This window comes from Flavipsychrobacter stenotrophus, from assembly GCF_002954265.1.
GTDB lineage: Bacteria > Bacteroidota > Bacteroidia > Chitinophagales > Chitinophagaceae > Flavipsychrobacter > Flavipsychrobacter stenotrophus.
In genome coordinates this window covers 913,840-933,852 of sequence record NZ_PPSL01000001.1, presented here as the reverse complement: position 1 = coordinate 933,852, position 20,013 = coordinate 913,840, and the positions used below count along the sequence as shown (strand labels likewise).

15 protein-coding genes are annotated in these 20,013 nt (G+C 43.0%); 7 read left to right on the top strand and 8 right to left on the bottom strand.

The genetic code is table 11. The features are described 5' to 3' along the window. Positions 1–32 precede the first annotated feature (32 nt). Complete coding sequence (locus tag CJD36_RS04215) at positions 33–1,337, top strand: leucine-rich repeat-containing protein kinase family protein (RefSeq protein WP_105037840.1); 1,305 nt, start codon at positions 33–35, stop codon at positions 1,335–1,337. A 76-nt stretch (positions 1,338–1,413) separates the two neighbouring features. Here CJD36_RS04215 and CJD36_RS04210 read toward each other — a convergent pair whose 3' ends face one another. Then, positions 1,414–3,321: a YfbK domain-containing protein gene (locus tag CJD36_RS04210; RefSeq protein WP_105037839.1), complete on the bottom strand. Its 1,908-nt coding sequence runs from the start codon at positions 3,319–3,321 to the stop codon at positions 1,414–1,416. A 194-nt stretch (positions 3,322–3,515) separates the two neighbouring features. On the opposite strand from CJD36_RS04210, the gene CJD36_RS04205 reads away from it, so the two are divergent. From CJD36_RS04205 to CJD36_RS04185, 5 genes are all read left to right on the top strand, one after another. Beyond that, positions 3,516–4,784 carry a replication-associated recombination protein A gene (locus tag CJD36_RS04205; RefSeq protein WP_105037838.1) on the top strand — a complete coding sequence of 423 codons (1,269 nt, stop codon included), beginning with the start codon at positions 3,516–3,518 and terminating at the stop codon, positions 4,782–4,784. A 222-nt stretch (positions 4,785–5,006) separates the two neighbouring features. Then, positions 5,007–5,987, top strand: a complete 981-nt coding sequence (locus CJD36_RS04200; RefSeq protein WP_105037837.1) for an MBL fold metallo-hydrolase — start codon at positions 5,007–5,009, stop codon at positions 5,985–5,987. A gap of 96 nt (positions 5,988–6,083) precedes the next feature. After that, complete coding sequence (locus tag CJD36_RS04195; RefSeq protein ID WP_105037836.1) at positions 6,084–7,088, top strand: T9SS type A sorting domain-containing protein; 1,005 nt, start codon at positions 6,084–6,086, stop codon at positions 7,086–7,088. Between the two features lie 159 nt (positions 7,089–7,247). Further along, the gene (gene lptB / locus CJD36_RS04190; protein ID WP_105037835.1) at positions 7,248–8,048 is read left to right on the top strand and encodes an LPS export ABC transporter ATP-binding protein; all 801 of its coding nucleotides are present in this window, start codon (positions 7,248–7,250) and stop codon (positions 8,046–8,048) included. 40 nt (positions 8,049–8,088) lie between these two features. Beyond that, complete coding sequence (locus CJD36_RS04185) at positions 8,089–9,615, top strand: GH3 auxin-responsive promoter family protein (protein ID WP_105037834.1); 1,527 nt, start codon at positions 8,089–8,091, stop codon at positions 9,613–9,615. Here CJD36_RS04185 and CJD36_RS04180 read toward each other — a convergent pair. The 7 genes from CJD36_RS04180 to CJD36_RS04150 form a co-directional block, all read right to left on the bottom strand. After that, entirely contained in the window at positions 9,597–10,289 is a 693-nt protein-coding gene (locus CJD36_RS04180) for an arginine-tRNA-protein transferase (protein ID WP_105037833.1), read from the bottom strand. The genes CJD36_RS04185 and CJD36_RS04180 overlap by 19 nt on opposite strands. Positions 10,290–10,346: 57 nt before the next feature. Continuing rightward, positions 10,347–11,078 (bottom strand): LytR/AlgR family response regulator transcription factor, encoded by a 732-nt coding sequence (locus CJD36_RS04175; protein WP_161499203.1) that lies wholly within the window; start codon positions 11,076–11,078, stop codon positions 10,347–10,349. Between the two features lie 33 nt (positions 11,079–11,111). Continuing rightward, complete coding sequence (locus tag CJD36_RS04170; RefSeq protein ID WP_105037831.1) at positions 11,112–12,863, bottom strand: tetratricopeptide repeat-containing sensor histidine kinase; 1,752 nt, start codon at positions 12,861–12,863, stop codon at positions 11,112–11,114. A gap of 141 nt (positions 12,864–13,004) precedes the next feature. Next, positions 13,005–13,268, bottom strand: coding sequence for a DUF3764 family protein (locus tag CJD36_RS04165; protein WP_133162483.1), 264 nt, complete (start codon positions 13,266–13,268; stop codon positions 13,005–13,007). Positions 13,269–13,471: 203 nt separating this feature from the next. Then, positions 13,472–15,400 carry an NHL domain-containing protein gene (locus tag CJD36_RS04160; RefSeq protein ID WP_105037829.1) on the bottom strand — a complete coding sequence of 643 codons (1,929 nt, stop codon included), beginning with the start codon at positions 15,398–15,400 and terminating at the stop codon, positions 13,472–13,474. 201 nt (positions 15,401–15,601) lie between these two features. Continuing rightward, positions 15,602–16,807: a T9SS type A sorting domain-containing protein gene (locus tag CJD36_RS04155; protein WP_105037828.1), complete on the bottom strand. Its 1,206-nt coding sequence runs from the start codon at positions 16,805–16,807 to the stop codon at positions 15,602–15,604. 189 nt (positions 16,808–16,996) lie between these two features. Further along, a complete protein-coding gene (locus CJD36_RS04150; protein ID WP_105037827.1) occupies positions 16,997–18,472 on the bottom strand; it encodes an amino acid permease in 1,476 nt (491 codons plus the stop codon). Between the two features lie 156 nt (positions 18,473–18,628). On the opposite strand from CJD36_RS04150, the gene CJD36_RS04145 reads away from it, so the two are divergent. Further along, on the top strand, positions 18,629–20,011 hold the full coding sequence (locus tag CJD36_RS04145) for a hypothetical protein (protein ID WP_105037826.1): 1,383 nt from the start codon (positions 18,629–18,631) through the stop codon (positions 20,009–20,011). Positions 20,012–20,013: the final 2 nt, after the last annotated feature.

Here is a 20,013-nt window from a genome sequence, read left to right as displayed (position 1 = left end):
CTATATTCGCCAAATTACACCAATTATCAGCAATGCAAACCTTAGCGCAATTACGTAGCGGAGCACTTTCGGGTGCAACTTCATTGAAACTTTCCGAAGGACTAACTTATTTTCCCGAAGAGATATTTCAATTGGCAGAGACACTCGAGGTGCTTGATCTTTCGCGCAATAACCTAAAAGAATTACCTAAGGATTTTGGTAGGTTGAAGAAACTAAGAATATTATTTTGCTCAGATAACTTGTTTACGGTTATGCCTGAGGTACTTGCCGATTGCCGGGTGCTGGATATGGTAGGCTTTAAAGCTAATAAGATAGAGACTGTTCCTGCAAGATCAGTAAATCCTAATCTCCGGTGGCTAATATTGACCAACAATTGCATAAAAAATTTGCCGGCTGAGATAGGTGACTGCACCCGTATGCAAAAGCTGGCACTTGCAGGTAACCAACTGACAGAGCTACCCGAGGCGTTGAGCAAATGCCGCAACTTAGGACTGCTTCGTATATCCGCTAACAGGCTTACTGAATTACCTGAATGGTTGTTATCTATGCCAAAGTTATCATGGCTTGCTTTTTCCGGCAATCCGTTTTGTATTGAGCCGGTTATTGCCGAAGTACCTGTTATAGATTGGCATTTATTAGAGATCCATCAAATGCTTGGAGAAGGCGCATCGGGAATAATATCTAAAGCGACTTTAAGTACCAACACCGGGGAAAAAGAAGTGGCTGTCAAAGTGTTTAAAGGCGCAGTAACCAGCGATGGGCTTCCCGAAGATGAGATGAACACTTTTATCACTGCGGGTCTTCACCATGGATTGGTGCAATTGATAGGGCAGATAAGCGGGCATCCTGATGGCAAAAAAGGGTTGGTGATGGAATTGATTCCTGATAGTTTCTATAATCTTGGGTTGCCGCCATCATTTGCCAGTTGTACCCGCGATGTTTTTGAAGAGGGTAGTGCGTTGTCGATTAAACAGGTATTGAAGATCACCACTACAATCGCTTCTGTAGCCTGTAAGCTGCATAGTAAGGGTATTATGCATGGGGATATGTATGCTCACAACACGCTAATAGATGATGAGGGAAACACCTTATTTGGTGATTTTGGTGCAGCCTGCTTTTACGACAAATCAAACACAGAGGTTGCGCATGCATTAGAACGGCTGGAGGTAAGTGCATTTGGTTGCCTGCTCGATGATCTGCTTCCTTTGTGTACCGAAACCGATTCAGATGTTTTAAGTAGAATTGGCGAATTGCGGGATGCTTGTATGGCAACCAATGTAGCAATCCGCCCTGATTTTCAGTCAATAGAAAAAGAGTTGAGTGCACACAGCGTGTAGCGTACATCAATGATCTTTTACAATAGAAAAGCGGCGCGTAGATACGCGCCGCTACTACTTATTATACTGCTCCAAACTATTTTGCTGTTGTCTTTGAGTCGTACTCAGCCTGTGTTTTTACAAGCTCTATAAATTCTGCTCTATACTTATTTGTGTCCTTTCCTTTATGAGCGTTGGCCATAGCCAGTATAGTTTCATAGCCGGCGCTGCCTTTGTATTTATCGCTTTTCAGCGTCATGCCAAACATGGCTACTGCTGCAGCAAACCCTGCATTCTCACTTATTTTTTCCAATGGTACAATTGTACCTGTTACAGCATGAGTCATCTCTTTGCTTACGCTGTCTGCGGGCTTCTTATACCTCAGCTTTAAGTTTGCCAGTTCATTGTTGTAAGCCGATGCGGTGAACTGTCCGTTCTGATACTTCAGGTCATTTACCGGTCTTGCCTCGCCTGCCTTAGTATCTGCGGGTATGATCTCGTAAAGCACAGTAACGGTATGCCCTGATCCCATATCTCCTGCATCTTTCTTATCGTCTTTAAAATCCTCTGTGTTCAGCAACCTATTCTCATAGCCTATTAACCTGTAGCCCTGCACCAATGTAGGATTGAACTCTATCTGGCATTTTACGTCTTTGGCAATTGTAAAAATGGTTCCTCCAAACTCGCTTACCAGTGTTTTCTTCCCCTCATCAAGGTTATCTATATAATTATAGTTACCATTGCCCTTGTCTGCCAGCACTTCCATCTTGCTGTCTTTATAGTTACCCATGCCAAAGCCCAGGCAGGTAAGGAATACGCCACTTTCGCGCTCCTTTACAATAAGGTCTTCCAATTCATTATCGCTGCTTACGCCTACGTTAAAGTCGCCATCGGTACAGAGGATAACCCTGTTATTGCCACCTTTAATGAAGTTGCCCAGTGCCACATTATAAGCCAGTTTTATACCCGCACCACCGGCTGTTGACCCGCCCGCCTGAAGTGCGTCAATAGCATGCTTGATCGTATTTTTATTATTACCTGTGGTAGCCGGCAGCACCAGTCCGGCATTACCTGCATACACCACTATCGATACCTTATCGTTCTCTCTCAGTTTGTCTACCAGTAGTTTTAATGATTCCTGCAGCAATGGTAGTTTGTTGGCTTCCATCATTGAGCCTGATACATCTATTAGGAACACGAGGTTTGATGCGGGTAAATTATCCGTACTGATCGTTTTTGCCTGTAGGCCTATGTGTAACAGCAAATGGTCTTTCTGCCACGGACAAGTAGTAAGTTGTGTTTCCATTGCTACAGGGTCATTGCCGGTAGGTTGGGGGTAATTGTAATCAAAGTAATTGATCATCTCTTCAATCCTTACCGCATCTGCCGGTGGTTTTTGTTTGCTTTGAATGAACCTGCGGATATTGGTGTAAGAAGCTCTATCCACATCAACCGACATAGTAGATACAGGCGTGCTCTTTACCGTCATGAAATCATTGGCGGGCATCTTTTTATAGCTCTCGTTACTAGGATTGAAATATATTGGAGGGGGAGGAGGTGCAGAGAAATTTTCGCTTTTTGAATAAGAGGGTGCCGCTGAATAGCCATAGTCAAAAGACCTGACACTACTATGCTTATACTTGTCCACCAGAGGTTTTTTGTATGTTGTTATCATCACTTCTTTGAGTAATGTGGCAGATGTTAAAGTAATATTCAAGCCGGTTTTTTCATTAGGAGAAACGATCACCTTTGTTATTGTACTAGCCTTATAACCAATATAGGTTACCGTTACATCATAGTACCCGGGGTCAAGTGGTTTTATGCTATACTTACCGTCAAAGTCAGTCACCGTTGATCCTTTCAATACACCACCTTGTTTGGCCATTACCGTAGCGTTCACCAGCGGCTCCTTTTTATTGTCCGTTACTGTTCCCAGTATCTCCTGCGCAAAACTGCTGATTGAAAAGGTAACTAACAGCAGAAGCAATGTTATTGTAGTTTTCATATGCATGTGTTTAATAAGAAGACGTAATAACAACTACTCTCCATAGCGAATACTTTGTATTTAACATTTCTATAGCAATGATCCTGAATGCTATATGTTTTCATTAGATGCTGAATTAATAAAATTTCTCTTTTTGATTTTTCACTAACTCCGTGTCAGATGAATAAACACTAAATTGCACACAGGAGAAAACTATGTCAGCAACTAATGCGCCGCTTGCAGAGCGGGTAAGGCCACAAACACTTAATGATTTTATAGGGCAGGACCACCTGGTAGGTAAGGGTAAGGTGCTGGAACAGATTGTGCATGGTGGTAAGGGTCATTCTATTATTTTCTGGGGCCCGCCGGGAGTAGGGAAAACCACGCTGGCGCAGATCATCGCACATTCTCTAAACATGCCTTTCTTTACCCTTAGTGCTATAGATAGTGGTGTAAAAGACGTGCGCGCGGTCATAGAGCTGGCCCGCAAAGCCGGACATGCTTTATTGTTTATAGACGAGATACATCGCTTCAATAAAGCGCAGCAGGATTCACTGCTTGGCGCCGTTGAGAAAGGTATAATAACGCTCATTGGCGCCACTACCGAAAATCCATCCTTTGAGGTCATAGGTGCATTACTCAGTCGCTGCCAGGTATATGTGCTTAAAGCGCTGAACGAAGACAATATGATGGAGCTCGTTAATCAGGCCATGGTCAAAGATAAGTGGCTTGCAGATCAGCATATCAGGATCGATGAATGGGAAGCACTCATACAATTGAGCGGCGGTGATGCTCGCCGTTTGCTGAACCTCACTGAGCTTATTGCGGCGTCATTGCCCGATGGTGCCCGAGTGTTTACCAATGCCCGTGTGCAGGATATTGTGCAAAAGAAAATGGCACTTTACGACAAGTCGGGAGAGCAACATTATGATATTATTTCGGCCTTTATCAAGTCATTACGCGGCAGTGATCCCAATGCCGCGGTCTACTACCTTGCCCGTATGATAGAGGGTGGGGAAGACCCTAAATTCATCGCCCGCCGTATGATCATTTTAGCGAGTGAAGATATAGGCAATGCCAACCCCAATGCATTACTGCTGGCCACCAGTTGCTTTCAGGCTGTTGAGATGATCGGTTATCCTGAGTGTAGAATTATCTTGTCTCAATGCGCTACGTACCTGGCTTCATCGGCCAAGAGCAATGCCTCATACATGGCTATTAACAAGGCCCAGCAACTGGTCAGCCAGACCGGCGACCTGTCGGTGCCCCTGCACATCCGCAATGCACCTACCGGGTTGATGAAGAAACTTGACTACGGCAAGGGTTACGAATATGCTCACGACCATCCGGGCAATTTTGTGCAGCAGGAGTTTCTACCTGCTGAGATAGCCGGCGTAAAACTCTATGATCCTGCCGATAACGCCGCCGAAGCCCGCATGCGCGACTATCTCCGCAACTGCTGGAAGGAAAAGTATGGGTATTGAATGTTTAGAAAAATGCTGTTACATCACGTCGTTTTCCAAATGTCAGGATAAACCACAAGTTTATACTTACTTTATCAATAGTGCCGAACCACGACATTCGGCATCGGGCTGGTTCTCTTTGAGACACTTTTCCTCTATCTACCTACAATTCCCCTCCATCCACCGATAACCCTGATTTGCCGTCTACGTTTATTTCATTCCTTTGTATTCCAATTCTAACACATGTCCATATTACAGCCATCTAAGAAGGTAGGTAATACCTACCAGAATCCCATACCAACCATACAAACAGAAGGTGGTTTTCTGCCTATTCTCTGGAAGTACATTACCGCAAAAGAAGAACGCGTACCAAAGATACCTATAGGGCCTTTTCCGGTAGATGTCAATGATTACAATACAACATCATCAACGGGACTGCGCATTACATGGATGGGGCATTCATCATTGCTGATAGAGATAGACGGCCGCAGCTTTCTTACAGATCCTGTCATTGGGCGTGCATCCTTTTTACAATCGGTAGGGCCAAAGCGTTTCTTTCCATATCCTATAGCGCTACACCAGTTACCTAAGCTCGATGGTATTATCCTTTCTCACGATCATTATGACCACCTGGATGTTTTGGCCATAAAGCAACTGATCAATAATCCTGCACCTATATTTTGCTCATTAGGTGTTGGTGCTATACTGGAAAAGTGGGGTGTGAGCCCAGATAGGATCACAGAGACGGACTGGACACAAACAGTAAGTGTAGCGGTCGATTGCACCATCACTGCCTTACCTGCACGTCACTTCTCCGGTCGTGGTATTACTAATCGTAACCAAACCTTGTGGTCATCATTTGCTATAAAAGGAAGTAAACATAACATCTACTTTGGTGCCGATTCAGGCTGGCATCCGGGCTTTAAAGAGATAGGCGAGCAATATGGTCCATTCGATCTTACCATGCTGGAAGTAGGTGCTTCCAACCCTTCCTGGCCCGATATACATATGGGGCCCGATAAGGCTACAGATGCGCATCTTGCGCTTAATGGCAAGCTAATGATGCCTATTCACTGGGGTACTTTCAACCTTGCTTTGCATGCATGGAGAGAGCCGGTACAGACCACCATCAAGCATTCAGAAGAAAAAGGTATAAAGTTGTTCTTACCAAAGCCGGGTATCGTAACCGAGGTAGCCGAGTATAATAGTAAGTGGTGGATATAAAAGAAAAAGCACTTTTATAATTCTTTAACTTTTGCGAAATGCTTTTGGCATAGCACTTGCAGTGTTGTTCTTCAAAATCAAAAAAACAAGAACAACATGAAAAAAGTAGTACTATCTGCCGCGATCACCATCGCCTCTATCGCTGCCGCAACTGCGCAGCCAACGCTTATTGCAGCAACCAACACTCCTCTTGCCGGAGATGTAAATGTTGCCCATTATCTGGATTCTAACAGCATTGCTGTAGGCGCGTCCGGCGCTACAGTTACATGGAATTTTGGCTCGGTAGTCGATACAACTACTGATACCACAAGGTTCTTGTCTTGCGCGGCCACGCCTTACTGCGACTCATTTTCGGGCGCTAACCTTGCCAGTTTCGATGGTAGTGATTACACATACATTGTAACAAGTGCAGCTAAGATCACAGCCATTGGCGGTCACTCAGGTAGCGATTTTATCCATTTTACCGATCCAAAAGATTTTATTCGCTTCCCTTTTACTTACAACAATTCCTGGGTCGATACATCTTCAGTTCCATTCAGTGGGGCTTCTGTTAACTATGTAGACAGCAATACGGCAGATGCTTACGGGACACTGGTATTACCTTCAGGTACTTATCCAAATGCGCTGCGAATGCATACGGTAACTCATCAGACTGTTATATTCAGCGGTTTCCCGGTGAGTAGCTCCCGCACAGAGTCTTACAGTTGGTATGCACAAGGCATTCGTACGCCGCTTATGATAATTGATCTGGATACATCTGGTACAGGTGTACTTCATCTTGATCAGGCAAGGTATTACACTCATTCAGGTTCTACTACAGCCGTTAATGATGCTAAGCCAGTTGCATCAGGTCTCAACATTTTCCCTAACCCTGCTGCCAATCTGCTGCACATCGCATTCAACCTTGCCAATACAGCTGATGCATGTGTAACTATCTCAGATCTTACAGGCAGAACTATTGCTAACATCGCTGGTAACAGCCTTGTTAAGGGCGCAAATGAACTCTCTTATTCTGTATCTGAATTGCCTGCAGGCGTATATATCGTTCAGTTATATTCAGCAGAGGGCAACGCTACACAGAAATTTGTGGTAGGTAAATAATATAAATTATTATCTATAAAATGTTCCGGCTGCCAATGTAGTCGGAACATTTTTTATTTCATCACAGCTCATTTCTGTTCAGATGTTTTAACGTTTGCCTTTCAAGTTTTTACCTAACTCTCAGTCTCATTTTTATTATTTTTACACAAAATTCCGCAGTTGAGAATACACACCGAAAATTTAGTCAAGCAATACGGCAAGCGCACTGTTGTCAACAATGTGTCTTTCGAGGTAAGCCAGGGCGAAATAGTGGGCCTGTTAGGCCCTAACGGTGCCGGTAAAACAACGTCGTTCTACCAGGTGGTAGGATTGGTAAAGCCCGACAGCGGTCGTGTTTTTCTCGATGATGAGGACATTACCAAGTTGCCCATGTACAAAAGGGCTAATAAGGGTATTGGCTATCTTCCGCAGGAAGCATCTATTTTTCGTAAGCTATCGGTAGAGGACAATATTCTGGCTGTTCTGGAAATGACTAAGCTGTCACGAAAGGAACAGTTGCATAAGCTGGAGGAACTATTGGAAGAGTTCAGACTCGGACATGTGCGCAAGAGCAATGGTGATGTGTTGAGTGGGGGAGAACGCAGGCGTACTGAGATAGCCCGTGCATTAGCTGTTAATCCTAAATTTATATTGCTCGATGAACCATTTGCCGGTATCGATCCTATTGCGGTAGAAGATATTCAGAGCATAGTGGCCACTTTGAAGTTCAAAAATATTGGCATCCTTATTACCGATCACAATGTGCAGGAAACACTGTCTATCACAGATAGGGCCTACCTCTTATTTGAAGGTAAGATACTAAAAGCAGGCACTGCCGAAGAACTGGCAGAGGATGAACAAGTAAGAAAGGTTTACCTTGGGCAGAACTTTGTGCTAAGAAGGAAGAATTATACTAACCAGGGCGGAGGGAAAAGTATTCTGTCTACCGACACGTTAGATAAGCTCGATGATATTTTATAATATCCCTTCAGCCATTAATTAACTAATTTTAAAATAATCCATGAGTATCTTAATCAGTCCTGCATTCAAAGGTTTTATCAAATTGCGACAGAGTGCAATTGATAATTTCATGCATAATCCCATAGATACTCAGCAGCAGGTTTTTAATCATCTCATTGGCTCAGCTCAGTTTACGGAGTACGGTAAGAAGTTCGATTTTGAACATATCGACAGCATTGCCGATTTTCAGAAGAATGTGCCTATCAATGATTACGAAACCTTAAAGCCTTATATACAGCGCATTTTCGAAGGAACGCAAAATATACTCTGGCCTTCACCCATCACCTGGTTTGCAAAATCAAGTGGAACAACAAGTGACAAGAGCAAATTTATACCGGTAAGCAAAGAGTCGCTCGATGATAATCACTTCAGGGGCGGCAAAGATGTACTGGCATTATATCTTAAAGACAATCCTGATTCTAATATTACATCGGGTAAATGTCTTGTTTTGGGTGGTAGCCACCAGATCAATCAATTGAATGCTGCCTCTTTTTTTGGTGATATATCGGCTGTTACATTACAAAATATGCCGTTCGCTGGCAAGATGTTCCGCTTGCCCGAGATGTCTATCGCACTGATGGCTGAGTGGGAAGAGAAGATAGAGCGCATGGCACACAGCACCATTAAAGAAAACGTAACCTACATAGCAGGTGTGCCAACCTGGACCACAGTACTCATCAAGCGAATATTTGAAATAACAGGCACAAAAAATTTATTGGACATATGGCCTAACCTTGAATTGTATATACACGGTGGAGTGAACTTTACTCCATACCGCAGGCAGTTTGAGCAGTTCATCCCCAGTCCAAATATGCACTACAGGGAAACTTACAATGCTTCTGAGGGCTTTTTTGCTGCACAAGATAAAGAGGATGAAGACGGCATGTTGCTGTTCCTCAACCACGGCATATTTTATGAGTTCATGCCGTTGGAAGAGTATGGTAAAGACCACCCGCAAACACTCACATTGAAAGAGGTAGAGACCTACAAGCAGTATGCAATAGTCATTAGCACAAATGGCGGACTGTGGCGTTACCTGGTTGGCGATACCATACAATTTACGTCTCTCGCTCCATTCCGCATTAAAGTTACCGGTCGCTTAAAGCACTTCATCAATGCATTTGGCGAAGAAGTGATAGTAGACAATAGTGATAACGCAATAGCCATTGCATGTGCGGAAACCGGTGCTTCTGTTGTCGACTACTCTGCTGCCCCTCTTTATATGACCGGCGAAAGTAATGGTGGCCATGAGTGGATTATTGAGTTTGAACATTTGCCGGTATCATTAGAGTTATTTACAACGCTGCTTGATAAGTCATTGCAGGCAATAAATTCCGATTACGAAGCCAAGCGCCACAAGGATATTGCTTTGCGTATGCCCATAGTGCATCAGATGCCTAAAGATGGCTTTAAGAAATGGCTGAAAGATAAGGGTAAGTTGGGAGGGCAGCATAAGGTGCCACGCCTGAGCAATGAACGTACTCAACTGGAAGAAATGCTTAAGTATGTTTATCCGTTGGAAGCGTAAAGATTCTTTATGATTCTGTCAAACTCAAAATAGGGTATCCAAATGTTTGGCCCCGGAAGGTATACTTCGGTGGCCTGTTTATCCAGAAATAATTTATAATCAAAGACCGATAATCCTAATGCATAGTAGCCCGGATAATACAGTGGTATGTTCTGCTCAATACAATATTGGTATTTTAAGAGCATGATGTATTTTCCGGGGCTGTACTTTTTATATTCCGGCAAGTAGAAATTTACAATGCCTGCTATACTTGTCGTGCCCTTATCAAATATGCCTGCTGATATGAGTTTATTTCCGTCTCTCACTTCTATTACATAGCTATCAAACCTTCTTGCGGGTACTTCCATCAGCAGGTCTTCGAGCGTAGCTGCAGTGGTGAATGTTACACTGTCAATGTATGATCTGTGAAGTGTTCTAAGTTCATCGGTGATCGCAAACTTCTTTATGGTTACACTAAAGTGTTTATTTAGCTCAATTATCTTTTTGTTTTTGGTAGATAAAGCAACCTTTGATGTGATGTATCGTAGCCAATATACCGGATAAACTGCATCCTGCCCGGGAGATACGATCTTGGTAGTAAACACAAATTTCCCCGACCTATACCAGCCTTTACTCAGGTATTTATCCAGTATCTTACCATTAGCATCTTTCAATAGTAGTATATCGTTGGCCATAGCTTGGCCTGCTAAAGTAAGGATTTATCGGGGCATAGAAATGATGAAGTTGAATGACTAGCCCAAACGCAGAAATGAAAGGAGATCTTCTCGATAGGTTTTGCCGATCGGTATTTCTTTGCCATTGATAAATACGCTTTCTGTATTTATCTGGTCAATATGGCTGGTATTTATAGCAAAGCTTTTATGTACCCGCATAAAGTGCCTGGCGCCTATCAGGTCCAGGTAATTTTGTATACTTTGTCTTACCAGGTATTTAATGCCGCGGGTGTGTACATTTATATAAATGTTATCACTCTCTATATATAGTATATCCTCGGTCTTGATCTTATGAAAATTGGCGCCGTGCTTTATAAACAGGCAGTCTTTTATATGATAATTATCTTTTTCGGAGGTGTCTGTTTTGTTGTCTGCCACAGAAAAATTATGCTGACATATCTCAATGGCCGCAAACAGTTCGCTTTTGTTGAAGGGCTTTACAAGATAGGCTGGTGGGTTTAGTTCTTTTGCCCTGCTTACGGTTGCTGCATCGGCATTGGCGGTAAGAAATATAAAAGGGATATGGTATTCCTCCTTTATCTTCTTAGCAAGCTCTATTCCGTCTTTGTGTCCTTTCAGTTGTATGTCCAGTAATATCACATCAGGCCGTTCGCTCACTATCATGCCCAGTGCTTCAGTATAGCTTATCGCAGGTTCGGTAGTGTCATAGCCAAGTTCATGAAGAGCGTGAGCTATGCCTTGCGCTATGATCATTTCATCTTCAACTATGCCTACCTTTATTTTCGCCATACCCATGCAAAATACGCACTTTGCAGCACATTACTAGGCGTCCTTCTTCATGTCTGCCGCGTCTCTGAAGGTGATCAGGAATGTTTTTGTCTCAGCTGAATATGTAAAAGCCCCGCCTATTTGTTTAGTCAGGCTTTGCATGATCAGTATACCCAGGCTCTTTAATGATCTCAGGTCCATACCATCTGGTAGTCCCGGGCCGCTGTCTTTGTACTTTAGCATATAGCTGTCGCCTTCTTTTTCTATTCTCAGGTCTATGCTGCCGTTACTGCCTTTGAATGCATATTTGTAAGAGTTGGTCATCAGTTCATTCAGTATAAGGCCCAATGGCACTGCGGTGTCAATATCCAACATTATAGGTGGCATTTCATTGCGCAGCGTTACATACTGGCCGCTGTTAATGAAAATTGTACTCACCTGTGTGTGCAGGTCTGTAGTAAATTGCGAACATTCTACTGTAGCCAGGTAGGCATCCCTGTATAACTGCTGATGAATGAGGGATATGGCTTTAAGTCTTGTAGCACTTTCAGTAATGGCATCTCTGGCATAGCTATCTGTTATACTGGCCAGCTGCAACTCCAGCAATGTGCCTATTACCTGTAGATTATTTTTCACTCTGTGGTGTATCTCCCGCATTAGTATTTCCTTCTGAACGATCGATTCTTCTTTCTGTTGCAGTAATTCACTCTTCAGCATGCTGGCTTTACGTTGACTGCGGTAGGCCATTCTCACTACAAGCGCTGCTAACAATATTAGGGCACCTATACCTGTTGTGATCAGGTCTTTTTTGTCCTGCTGCTCTTTTATCTGCGCTTCTTTTTTATCAAAGTCATACTGCATTTGCTGTGTTACCAGGTTGCGGGTATTATCCCTGTTCAATACACTGTCTTGTAGCGTTTTGTATGCCTTATAGTATTGCAATGCTTTAATGTGGTCTCCTTTTTGTTCATAAATATCACTGAGGTTGCGGCTGGCATTGGTCATGCCTGAAAGTTCATTTTGTTTGGTAGTGATCTCAAGGCTTTGCAGGCAGTATTTTTCTGCAGTATCCAATTGCTTTCGCTTTATGTATACCGCTGCTATGTTGTTGTATGACCATGCCTTACCACTCTGGTCATTTAGGTTTTCCTGTATCTTAAGCGCCAATTGATAATATTTGAGTGCCTGGCTATAGTCGCCTTTCAGCATGTATACCTCTCCTATATTGTAGTAGGGCCAGGTCAATGATTTTTGATCTCCAGTTTCCTGTATTATTTTCAGAGCGGAAGTATAGTTACTCAGCGCTTCGTCATAATGTCCTTCATTTTCAAACACATCGCCAATGCTGTTATAGCAGCTTCCCAGTCCGTTTTTGTTATTGGTTTCCTTGAATATTTGAAGTGCTAACAAATCATATTTCAGTGCATCCTTATAGTTACGTTGACCTTTATTTATATCGCCGATTCTATTGTAACAGTATGCAGTAACTGTTTTGTCTCCCAACGCTTCTGATATCTTTAATGCTGCCAGGTAATTCTTTAATGCATGTGTGGGGTTGCTATGGTTAATGGCTATTTGTCCCATGGCCTGGTAACAATTGGCTATTCCTTTTCTATCGCCGTTATTTTGGTAAATAGTTATTGCAGCTCTTAGATACTTTAGTCCATTTAGGTCATCAGCATGCTGCATAAATTGAATCGCGCTATCATATTGCGCACCTGCTGCATACTGACTACTTTTTCCTTCCTGCGAAAATGAGGTGTAAAAATTGATAGTTAGTAAAAGCAGCAGTAATGTATATCTCATAAAATGTACGGGGAAGTAAATATATCACTTATTCATAAGCGGTTGGTATTTGTTCTATTGGTAAGGTTTATTTGAAAAACGGGGGGAGCCGCACCCTGCAGCTCCCCCCGGTTCATTGACGAAATAGGATTAAACATTTTGTTAGTTGATTATCATATGCTCAGGTGCGCTGATCACTCCAAGGTCCTTCATCTTTTGCTGAAGCTCAGGGCTGCTCATAAATGTTCCCAATACGGCTAAGTCTTTTACATCAAAAACCATATACACCATACCCGGGTCGCCATCTTTTTCTCCTACTGCCAGGGTAGTAATACCTGCTCCTTCTCTCATTACGTTATCACTGTCAAACCCTATCTTCCAGGTTGCAAAATTGTTTACTCTGTGATTTACAATTACTGTTGCCATGATTTTTTTGTTTTTTGTTATGACAAACTTATGTAGCATTTGTCCGCACTCGTTCATGAGAGTAGTGAACAGCCTCCGCGGTGATGCAAACAGCACAATATTGTATGTTTCCTTTTGATGAAGGCAGGCAAATATGCAGGCGAAAATCAAAAAAGCGGCCTATCAATAGATAGGCCGCTCTCCATTTATTTTATTCTTACAGATTATTTTGTCAATACTATCTTTTGAATGTACTGATCATGACTGTTGGATGCTGTTATAAAATAGATTCCCGCGGGCTGATCTTCCAAATGTATATTTACACTTGTGTTAGTAAAGGCGCTGAAACGCTTTACTTTCTCACCTACCAGGTTAGTGATCACAAACTGAGTCTCTTCCTTATCACCAGCCGCTACATTAACTGTAAACGAGCCATTATTAGGATTGGGAAATACACTCAGTGCTGCACTATTTTTATAAACATTAGGTGTAAACACTCCTGAGCAAAGTGCCGTATCTATTAGCCTTATCGGGAATATTGCCACTGTAACACCGCATGAGTTAGTAACTGTGTAACGGATGGTGTCTACCGCGCCAACAAACGAAAGGTTTTGTACTAGGCCTGTAGAACTTACTGTTGCCAATGTTGTATTGCTGCTGCTCCATATACCACCACCTATTACATTAGATAGTGTAGTCGTAAAGCCCTGACACAAGCTATCTACGCCGGTTATTACTCCTGCGTTTGGGTACACCACCACAGTAGTAGTATCATAAAATACACCGTCATATACCTGTACAGTGAAAGAGTCAACTCCCTCGTAGCCTGAAGCTGGAGTATAGGTAAGGCCGGATGTGGTCATTGTAGTTCCTGTAGACGGCGCCGAGTATGAAGCAGCTACGGTACCGAAAACCGGTGGAACTAATACAGACCATGTTTCTGTTTGTCCTACATCTATATCGTCAATGGCCAGTACTGTATCAAGGTCTCTTACAGCGCCGTTACAGGTGGTAATTATCTGGTGGCTACCAGCTGCAAAATATGGATAGTTGAAAGTGTTGATAACGCGGATCCTGTTGTTGTCATTGTCACAAATATAAAATTTGCCATGAGCTACATCAAGTGCGAAACCCGTAGGTGAGCTGATAGAAGCTGCAGCCGGGGCACCACCATCACCTGCAAATGCCGCTACTCCATTTCCTGCGTAAGTGTAAATATTGCCAAATATGTTTATTTTTCTGATGCGGTTGTTGTTCACATCCGTAATATAGATATTACCTGGTCCGTCGGCAGCAACGCCACGTGGATAATACAATCTTGCAGCTGTTGATGGCCCTCCATCTCCTGAAGATCCGTAAGTAGCAGACCCTGCAATAGTAGTTATGATGCCTGATGTATTTATCTTGCGGATTCGGTTATTGCCGTCATCAGCTATGTATAAATTGCCCGCATTATCTCTCGCTACACCGGTAGGGTATTGAATAGCCGCCGCAGTTGCCGGACCATTGTCTCCGCCAAATGCAACTACACCAATGCCACCTATTGTAGAGATAATTCCTGCTGCGGTTACCTTACGCACACGGCTGTTTTGGTTGTCTGCAATATAAAGATTGCCTGCCGGGTCATAAGTAACACCCCATGCAAATCCCAGGTGTGCATTAGTAGCTTGTCCGCCATCATCTGTTGCTACATAAGATGGTGAACCACCAACACCAGCGATAGTTGTAATGATGCCCGTTGTAGTATTGATCTTACGGATCCTGTTATTACCGTAATCAGAAAACACAACATTGCCTGACGGGTCAACAGTAATACCTCTTGGAAAATTGATCCTGGCATTAGTCGCCTGGCCGCCATCATCGCCTGCTACATAAGTTCCCACTCCCGTGCCTGCTATAGTAGTTATGATGCCTGTAGTGTATGCAACTTTTCTTATTCTATGATTGCCATAATCTGCTATATATACATTACCTGCAGCGTCGGTAGCTACACCATAAGGGTTGTTCAGTCCCGATGTTGATGCGGCTACGCCATCTGCGGTATAACCTGCAGTGCCTGTGCCGGCAAGGGTAGTTATTGTTTGCGCATTGATGTTCAGCGCACATCCCATGGCAAGCAGGGAAAAGGTAAACGAGTAAAATTTACTGATCATTTTAATTTTAGATATTTAGGACCACTAAGGTATCGAAAAAATGGCAAAAAATATTGTCTGATATAGCGCCCGTTTGATAATTGAAGGTTAGGATTTTATCTGTAAAAAATAATCTCGTGTTGAATTTTTATCGGATGTGTCAATCAAAAGAAAAGCTAAAACCACCGGTTTTAGCTTTTCTTTCAACTACTATATTATTGACTACTCAATAACTATTCTCTTCACTATTGGTGTGTAGTTCTCATTGTTGAAATGCACCTTAACCATGTACATTCCTGAGCTTAATGCATTTGTGTTCAAAACATAATTCTTGTTGTTGATCGCAGTATGTGTCAATACTACACGACCTGTTTGGTCATAAACAATTACGTCGTTAAGTAATTCAGAAGATCTGATGTTCACTTCGCTGCTTGCAGGATTAGGGAACAAACTTACTTCCGTAGCGGTAGAAACGTCATTCACATTAACTGCAGAACAGTTTACATTGTAGAGGAACTCAGTAACCATAGAGTCTACCTGTGCAAACTTCAAAGGATCGCTTGACCAAGGCACATGTCCGTCACCAGGGTACACCTTGCTCATATGATAGATGCTCTTAGCAACATATTCAGGCTCCATTGTACCCAATCCGCAGAGGTTTACATGCACACTTCCGCTCAGTGGATAAGCGCATACATATGGCACTGTATTATCAATGTCGCCTTGAACATTTACAGAGGGTATATCACCGGCGTTGATAAATGATACGTTATTTAATGCGCCAGCCAGGTTGATTACCGCTTTACCGTCAGAAGAGTAACCAGCGTTGCCACTGTTCCCATCTATACCACCATTAGCGGTCAATGCAGTTTGAATATAGCTTGGTGCTTCTCCCATAGTACGCATATAACCCGCATGCATAAACAATACTGCCCCTGCTGAGTTACCGCCATAGTAGATATTGTTCACATCAATTTTATAAGTATTAGTGGTAGCCGCATCTTGTCTGAAGAACCTTACCGCAGCTTTACCATCGCTTATGGCCTTAATTACCACATCTATGGCCACAGTGCTATCTAATACCATAGAGACCAGATTACCCAACCTGTAGTCTATAGATGCGGTAACGTACCCACGTTTAGCCAGATTTTTACAAAGGTCTACTACAGTAGCATCGTCGTGCCTGGTACCACCTACAAAGCTACCGCCATGTGCCAGTATTACCAGCGGCCTTGCCGCCAAAGCATCGCCTGCCGGCTGATAGATGTCCATCTTCAGGTTATACGGGGTAGAATACACTACAGAATCTACCGTGTAGGTAGGAAACATGAATGAATTATACCTGCCTGTAGGGCATTGTGCATTCGCTTTGCCTACAGAAAATGCAGCAATGGCAAGCATTGCTAATGAGTAAATTTTACGCTTCATAACTATCTAGGTTAATTTTAAATGAATAATTTCCTTACAAATTAATTCTTTTATTACAAATGCAATAGCTTATGAATAACTTTTTTTACAAATAAAGAAAAAGGGTAGCAAAAGTAATTCTGCCACCCTTTAACGTATATTATCAGATGCTTGTAAATATAAGATCACTTACAGGCTGTTCTCATTTTTCTAATCCTTTAATTTACTATGTTTCTTACTATAGCCGAAGTATATTACCAGGCCAATCACCAACCATCCACCAAGTCGTGCCCAGTTGGTCCAGCCGAGACCGGCTATCATAGCGCCGCAGACTAGTATACCCAAAACAGATACAACAGGTACGAAAGGTACCTTAAATTGCCTTGGCAATTCAGGATTGGTAATGCGCAATATCCACACACCGGCACAAACCAGCATAAAGGCGAATAGAGTACCGATACTGGTCATGTCACCTACAATATCTCCCGGCACAAATGCTGCAAACGCGCCTACCAGCACAAGGAATATCCAGTTTGATTTGTACGGTGTTTTGAATTTTGGGTGAAGGTCAGAGAATATTTTCGGCACGAGACCATCGCGGCTCATAGAGTAGAATACACGCGATTGGCCCATCAGCATCACTAGTATCACAGAACTAAAACCAAACAGAATGGCCACCGTAACTAGGTTAGCCAACCAGGTATAGCCATGCATATAGGTCTTAATAGCATAGGCAACAGATGCCTCTTTACCCTGAGTACGGAAGTCGTTTACACTGGCAACACCGGTCAGTACATGTGCAAACAGTATGTAAAGTATGGTACAAACAACCAGTGATCCGAGTATACCTATTGGCATATCCTTCTTAGGATTTTTAGCTTCCTGAGCGGCTGTAGATACTGCATCAAAGCCAATAAAGGCAAAGAACACTACTCCCGCAGCCCCTAGTATGCCCCATATGCCGCCATAATTATGTGCTACACCCTGTGTGTCAGTGTATGTGCTTGCTTCAGGAATGTAAGGTGTATGATTGGCCGGTACCATATAGCTCCAACCCAATACAATGAAAAGGATAACGATAGACACCTTTGATATTACTATGATACCATTTACCACTGCCGACTCTTTGGTTCCACGTATCAGCAACATGGTGATCATAAAGATGATGAACAGTGCCGGTATATTCATCATGCCATGGTGCAATACCTGGCCCGATGCGTCTTTGAGTGTTTCAAAAGGTGAGTGCGACCACTCATAGGGGACTCGCAGGCCAAACATCTCCAGTAGTTTATTCAGGTATTCACTCCAGGCTATACCCACAGTAGCAGCACCAACTGCATACTCCAGCACAAGGTCCCAACCTATTATCCACGCTACCAATTCACCCATTGTAGCATATGAGTAAGTATACGCACTACCTGCTATAGGTATCATAGATGCAAACTCGGCATAACACAGTCCAGCCAGTGCACAGCCTATCGCTGCAACTATAAAGCCTATGGTTACAGATGGACCCGCATTATTTGCTGCAGCTGCCGCAGTTCGCACAAACAGACCAGCACCTATAATGGCACCAATTCCCAATGCAACAAGATTAGCAGCACTTAACGTTCGCTTCAATCCCGATTCACCATCGGCAGAATCCAACATTAGCTTGCCGATCGGTTTCTTTGTAAATATTCCCATGTAATAATTTGATTATCCTCAAAGGGCTAAGATAGTAGTTAATTGTGTAAATACAATTGCATGCATTTTATTTTGGCAGCGTTTCAGTTTAGTTAATTTTTCAATTATAAATTTATCCTATTTTCTAATTGTTGAAAATTGCATTAGGTTTGAAAAATGATTTCATCTTCCATTAGGCGCAGGGTATTATTTCTCTTGTGCCTGGTGACCATCTCTTTCGCAGCATACGCACAGCCTACCTTGCCCGACATCATTGGTGATGAGGAGAATGGTATTGTGTTGCTTTCCTGGACCTGCCAGTACGATGGGGTGAAATCTATCTCGGTAATGCGCTCAGCCGATAGTTCATTCAATTATTCCACTATCGGCTATGTGAAGAAGTTATATAAAGGGGTACAGGCATTTGCCGATGGTCATCCTATGCCCGGCAAAAATTATTACAAACTGTCTATCGTCTTCAACTCAGGCCTTACCTGGGGTAGCTTGCATTATGGGGTCTATGTCGATTCTATTGCTGTAAGAAAAGGTAGGGGATTGCCATCGAATGAAGCGCTGCAAAAGTTAATTGTAACGGAGCAACCCAAACCCGAGAAACAAAGTGGCAAAGTAAAGAATGCGGTAAACCCTGCCGATAAAGACAGGTACATGGAAGTGTATAAAAAGGAACCCGCACCACAGCCTGTTGCTCAAACTCCCGCAGACACCCCGCAGCAAAAGTTGAAATTCCCCAAACATAATGATGATGAGGAGGAAGTTACTGTTGAAGATTATATAGAAACTCTGCCTGTTGAGAGCCGCAAGAAGATAGCCGTAACGTATACCGACGATACGGGGGACATAGACGCTGACGCATACATTGATACAAAGAAACCCACGGAGCCACAAAAGAAAGTGAATGTAACCTTTGATGATAAGACCGATGTGGCCGGCTTTGTAGCTACATTGCCTAAATCGGAAACGCGCAAATTTACAGTTTCGTATAATGCAGACTCCACCGAGCCCGATGCAAGTAAGTACATAGAAGATCCTAAAAAGCCCGAACACCATAAGCCTGTAGAAGAACCTAAAAAAGTAACTGTTACCCTTAAAGATGAAGCTGCTGTAAAGGCCTATGTAGATAGCCTGCCCACTTCCGCCAAAAGCAAGATAACAGTTTCATACAATGTAGATTCGACCAGCAATAATGCCCGAATAGTTGCCGAAGCAGTAAAGAAGGAGCCTGCCGCTCCAAGACAGAAAATATCCATCAAGTTCACCGACGATATGAACGTGAATGAGGCTGCTGACGTGAAGTCAAAATACATCTTTAATGATGCCGTTTCCGGCAATGTCACCTTCAATTTGCCCGACGATCTCGGTACGCACCACTATTCAATTAAGTTCTATGACAAAGACAATCACGTGGTCATAGAAATTCCAAGGATCAATACGGCTAAAGTAATATTAGATAAGAGAAACTTCCAGAAGAAAGGTCAGTATAGATTCGTATTACGCCGCGATGTTGTGGAACTAGAATCCGGCTATGTGACTATTTATTAGCC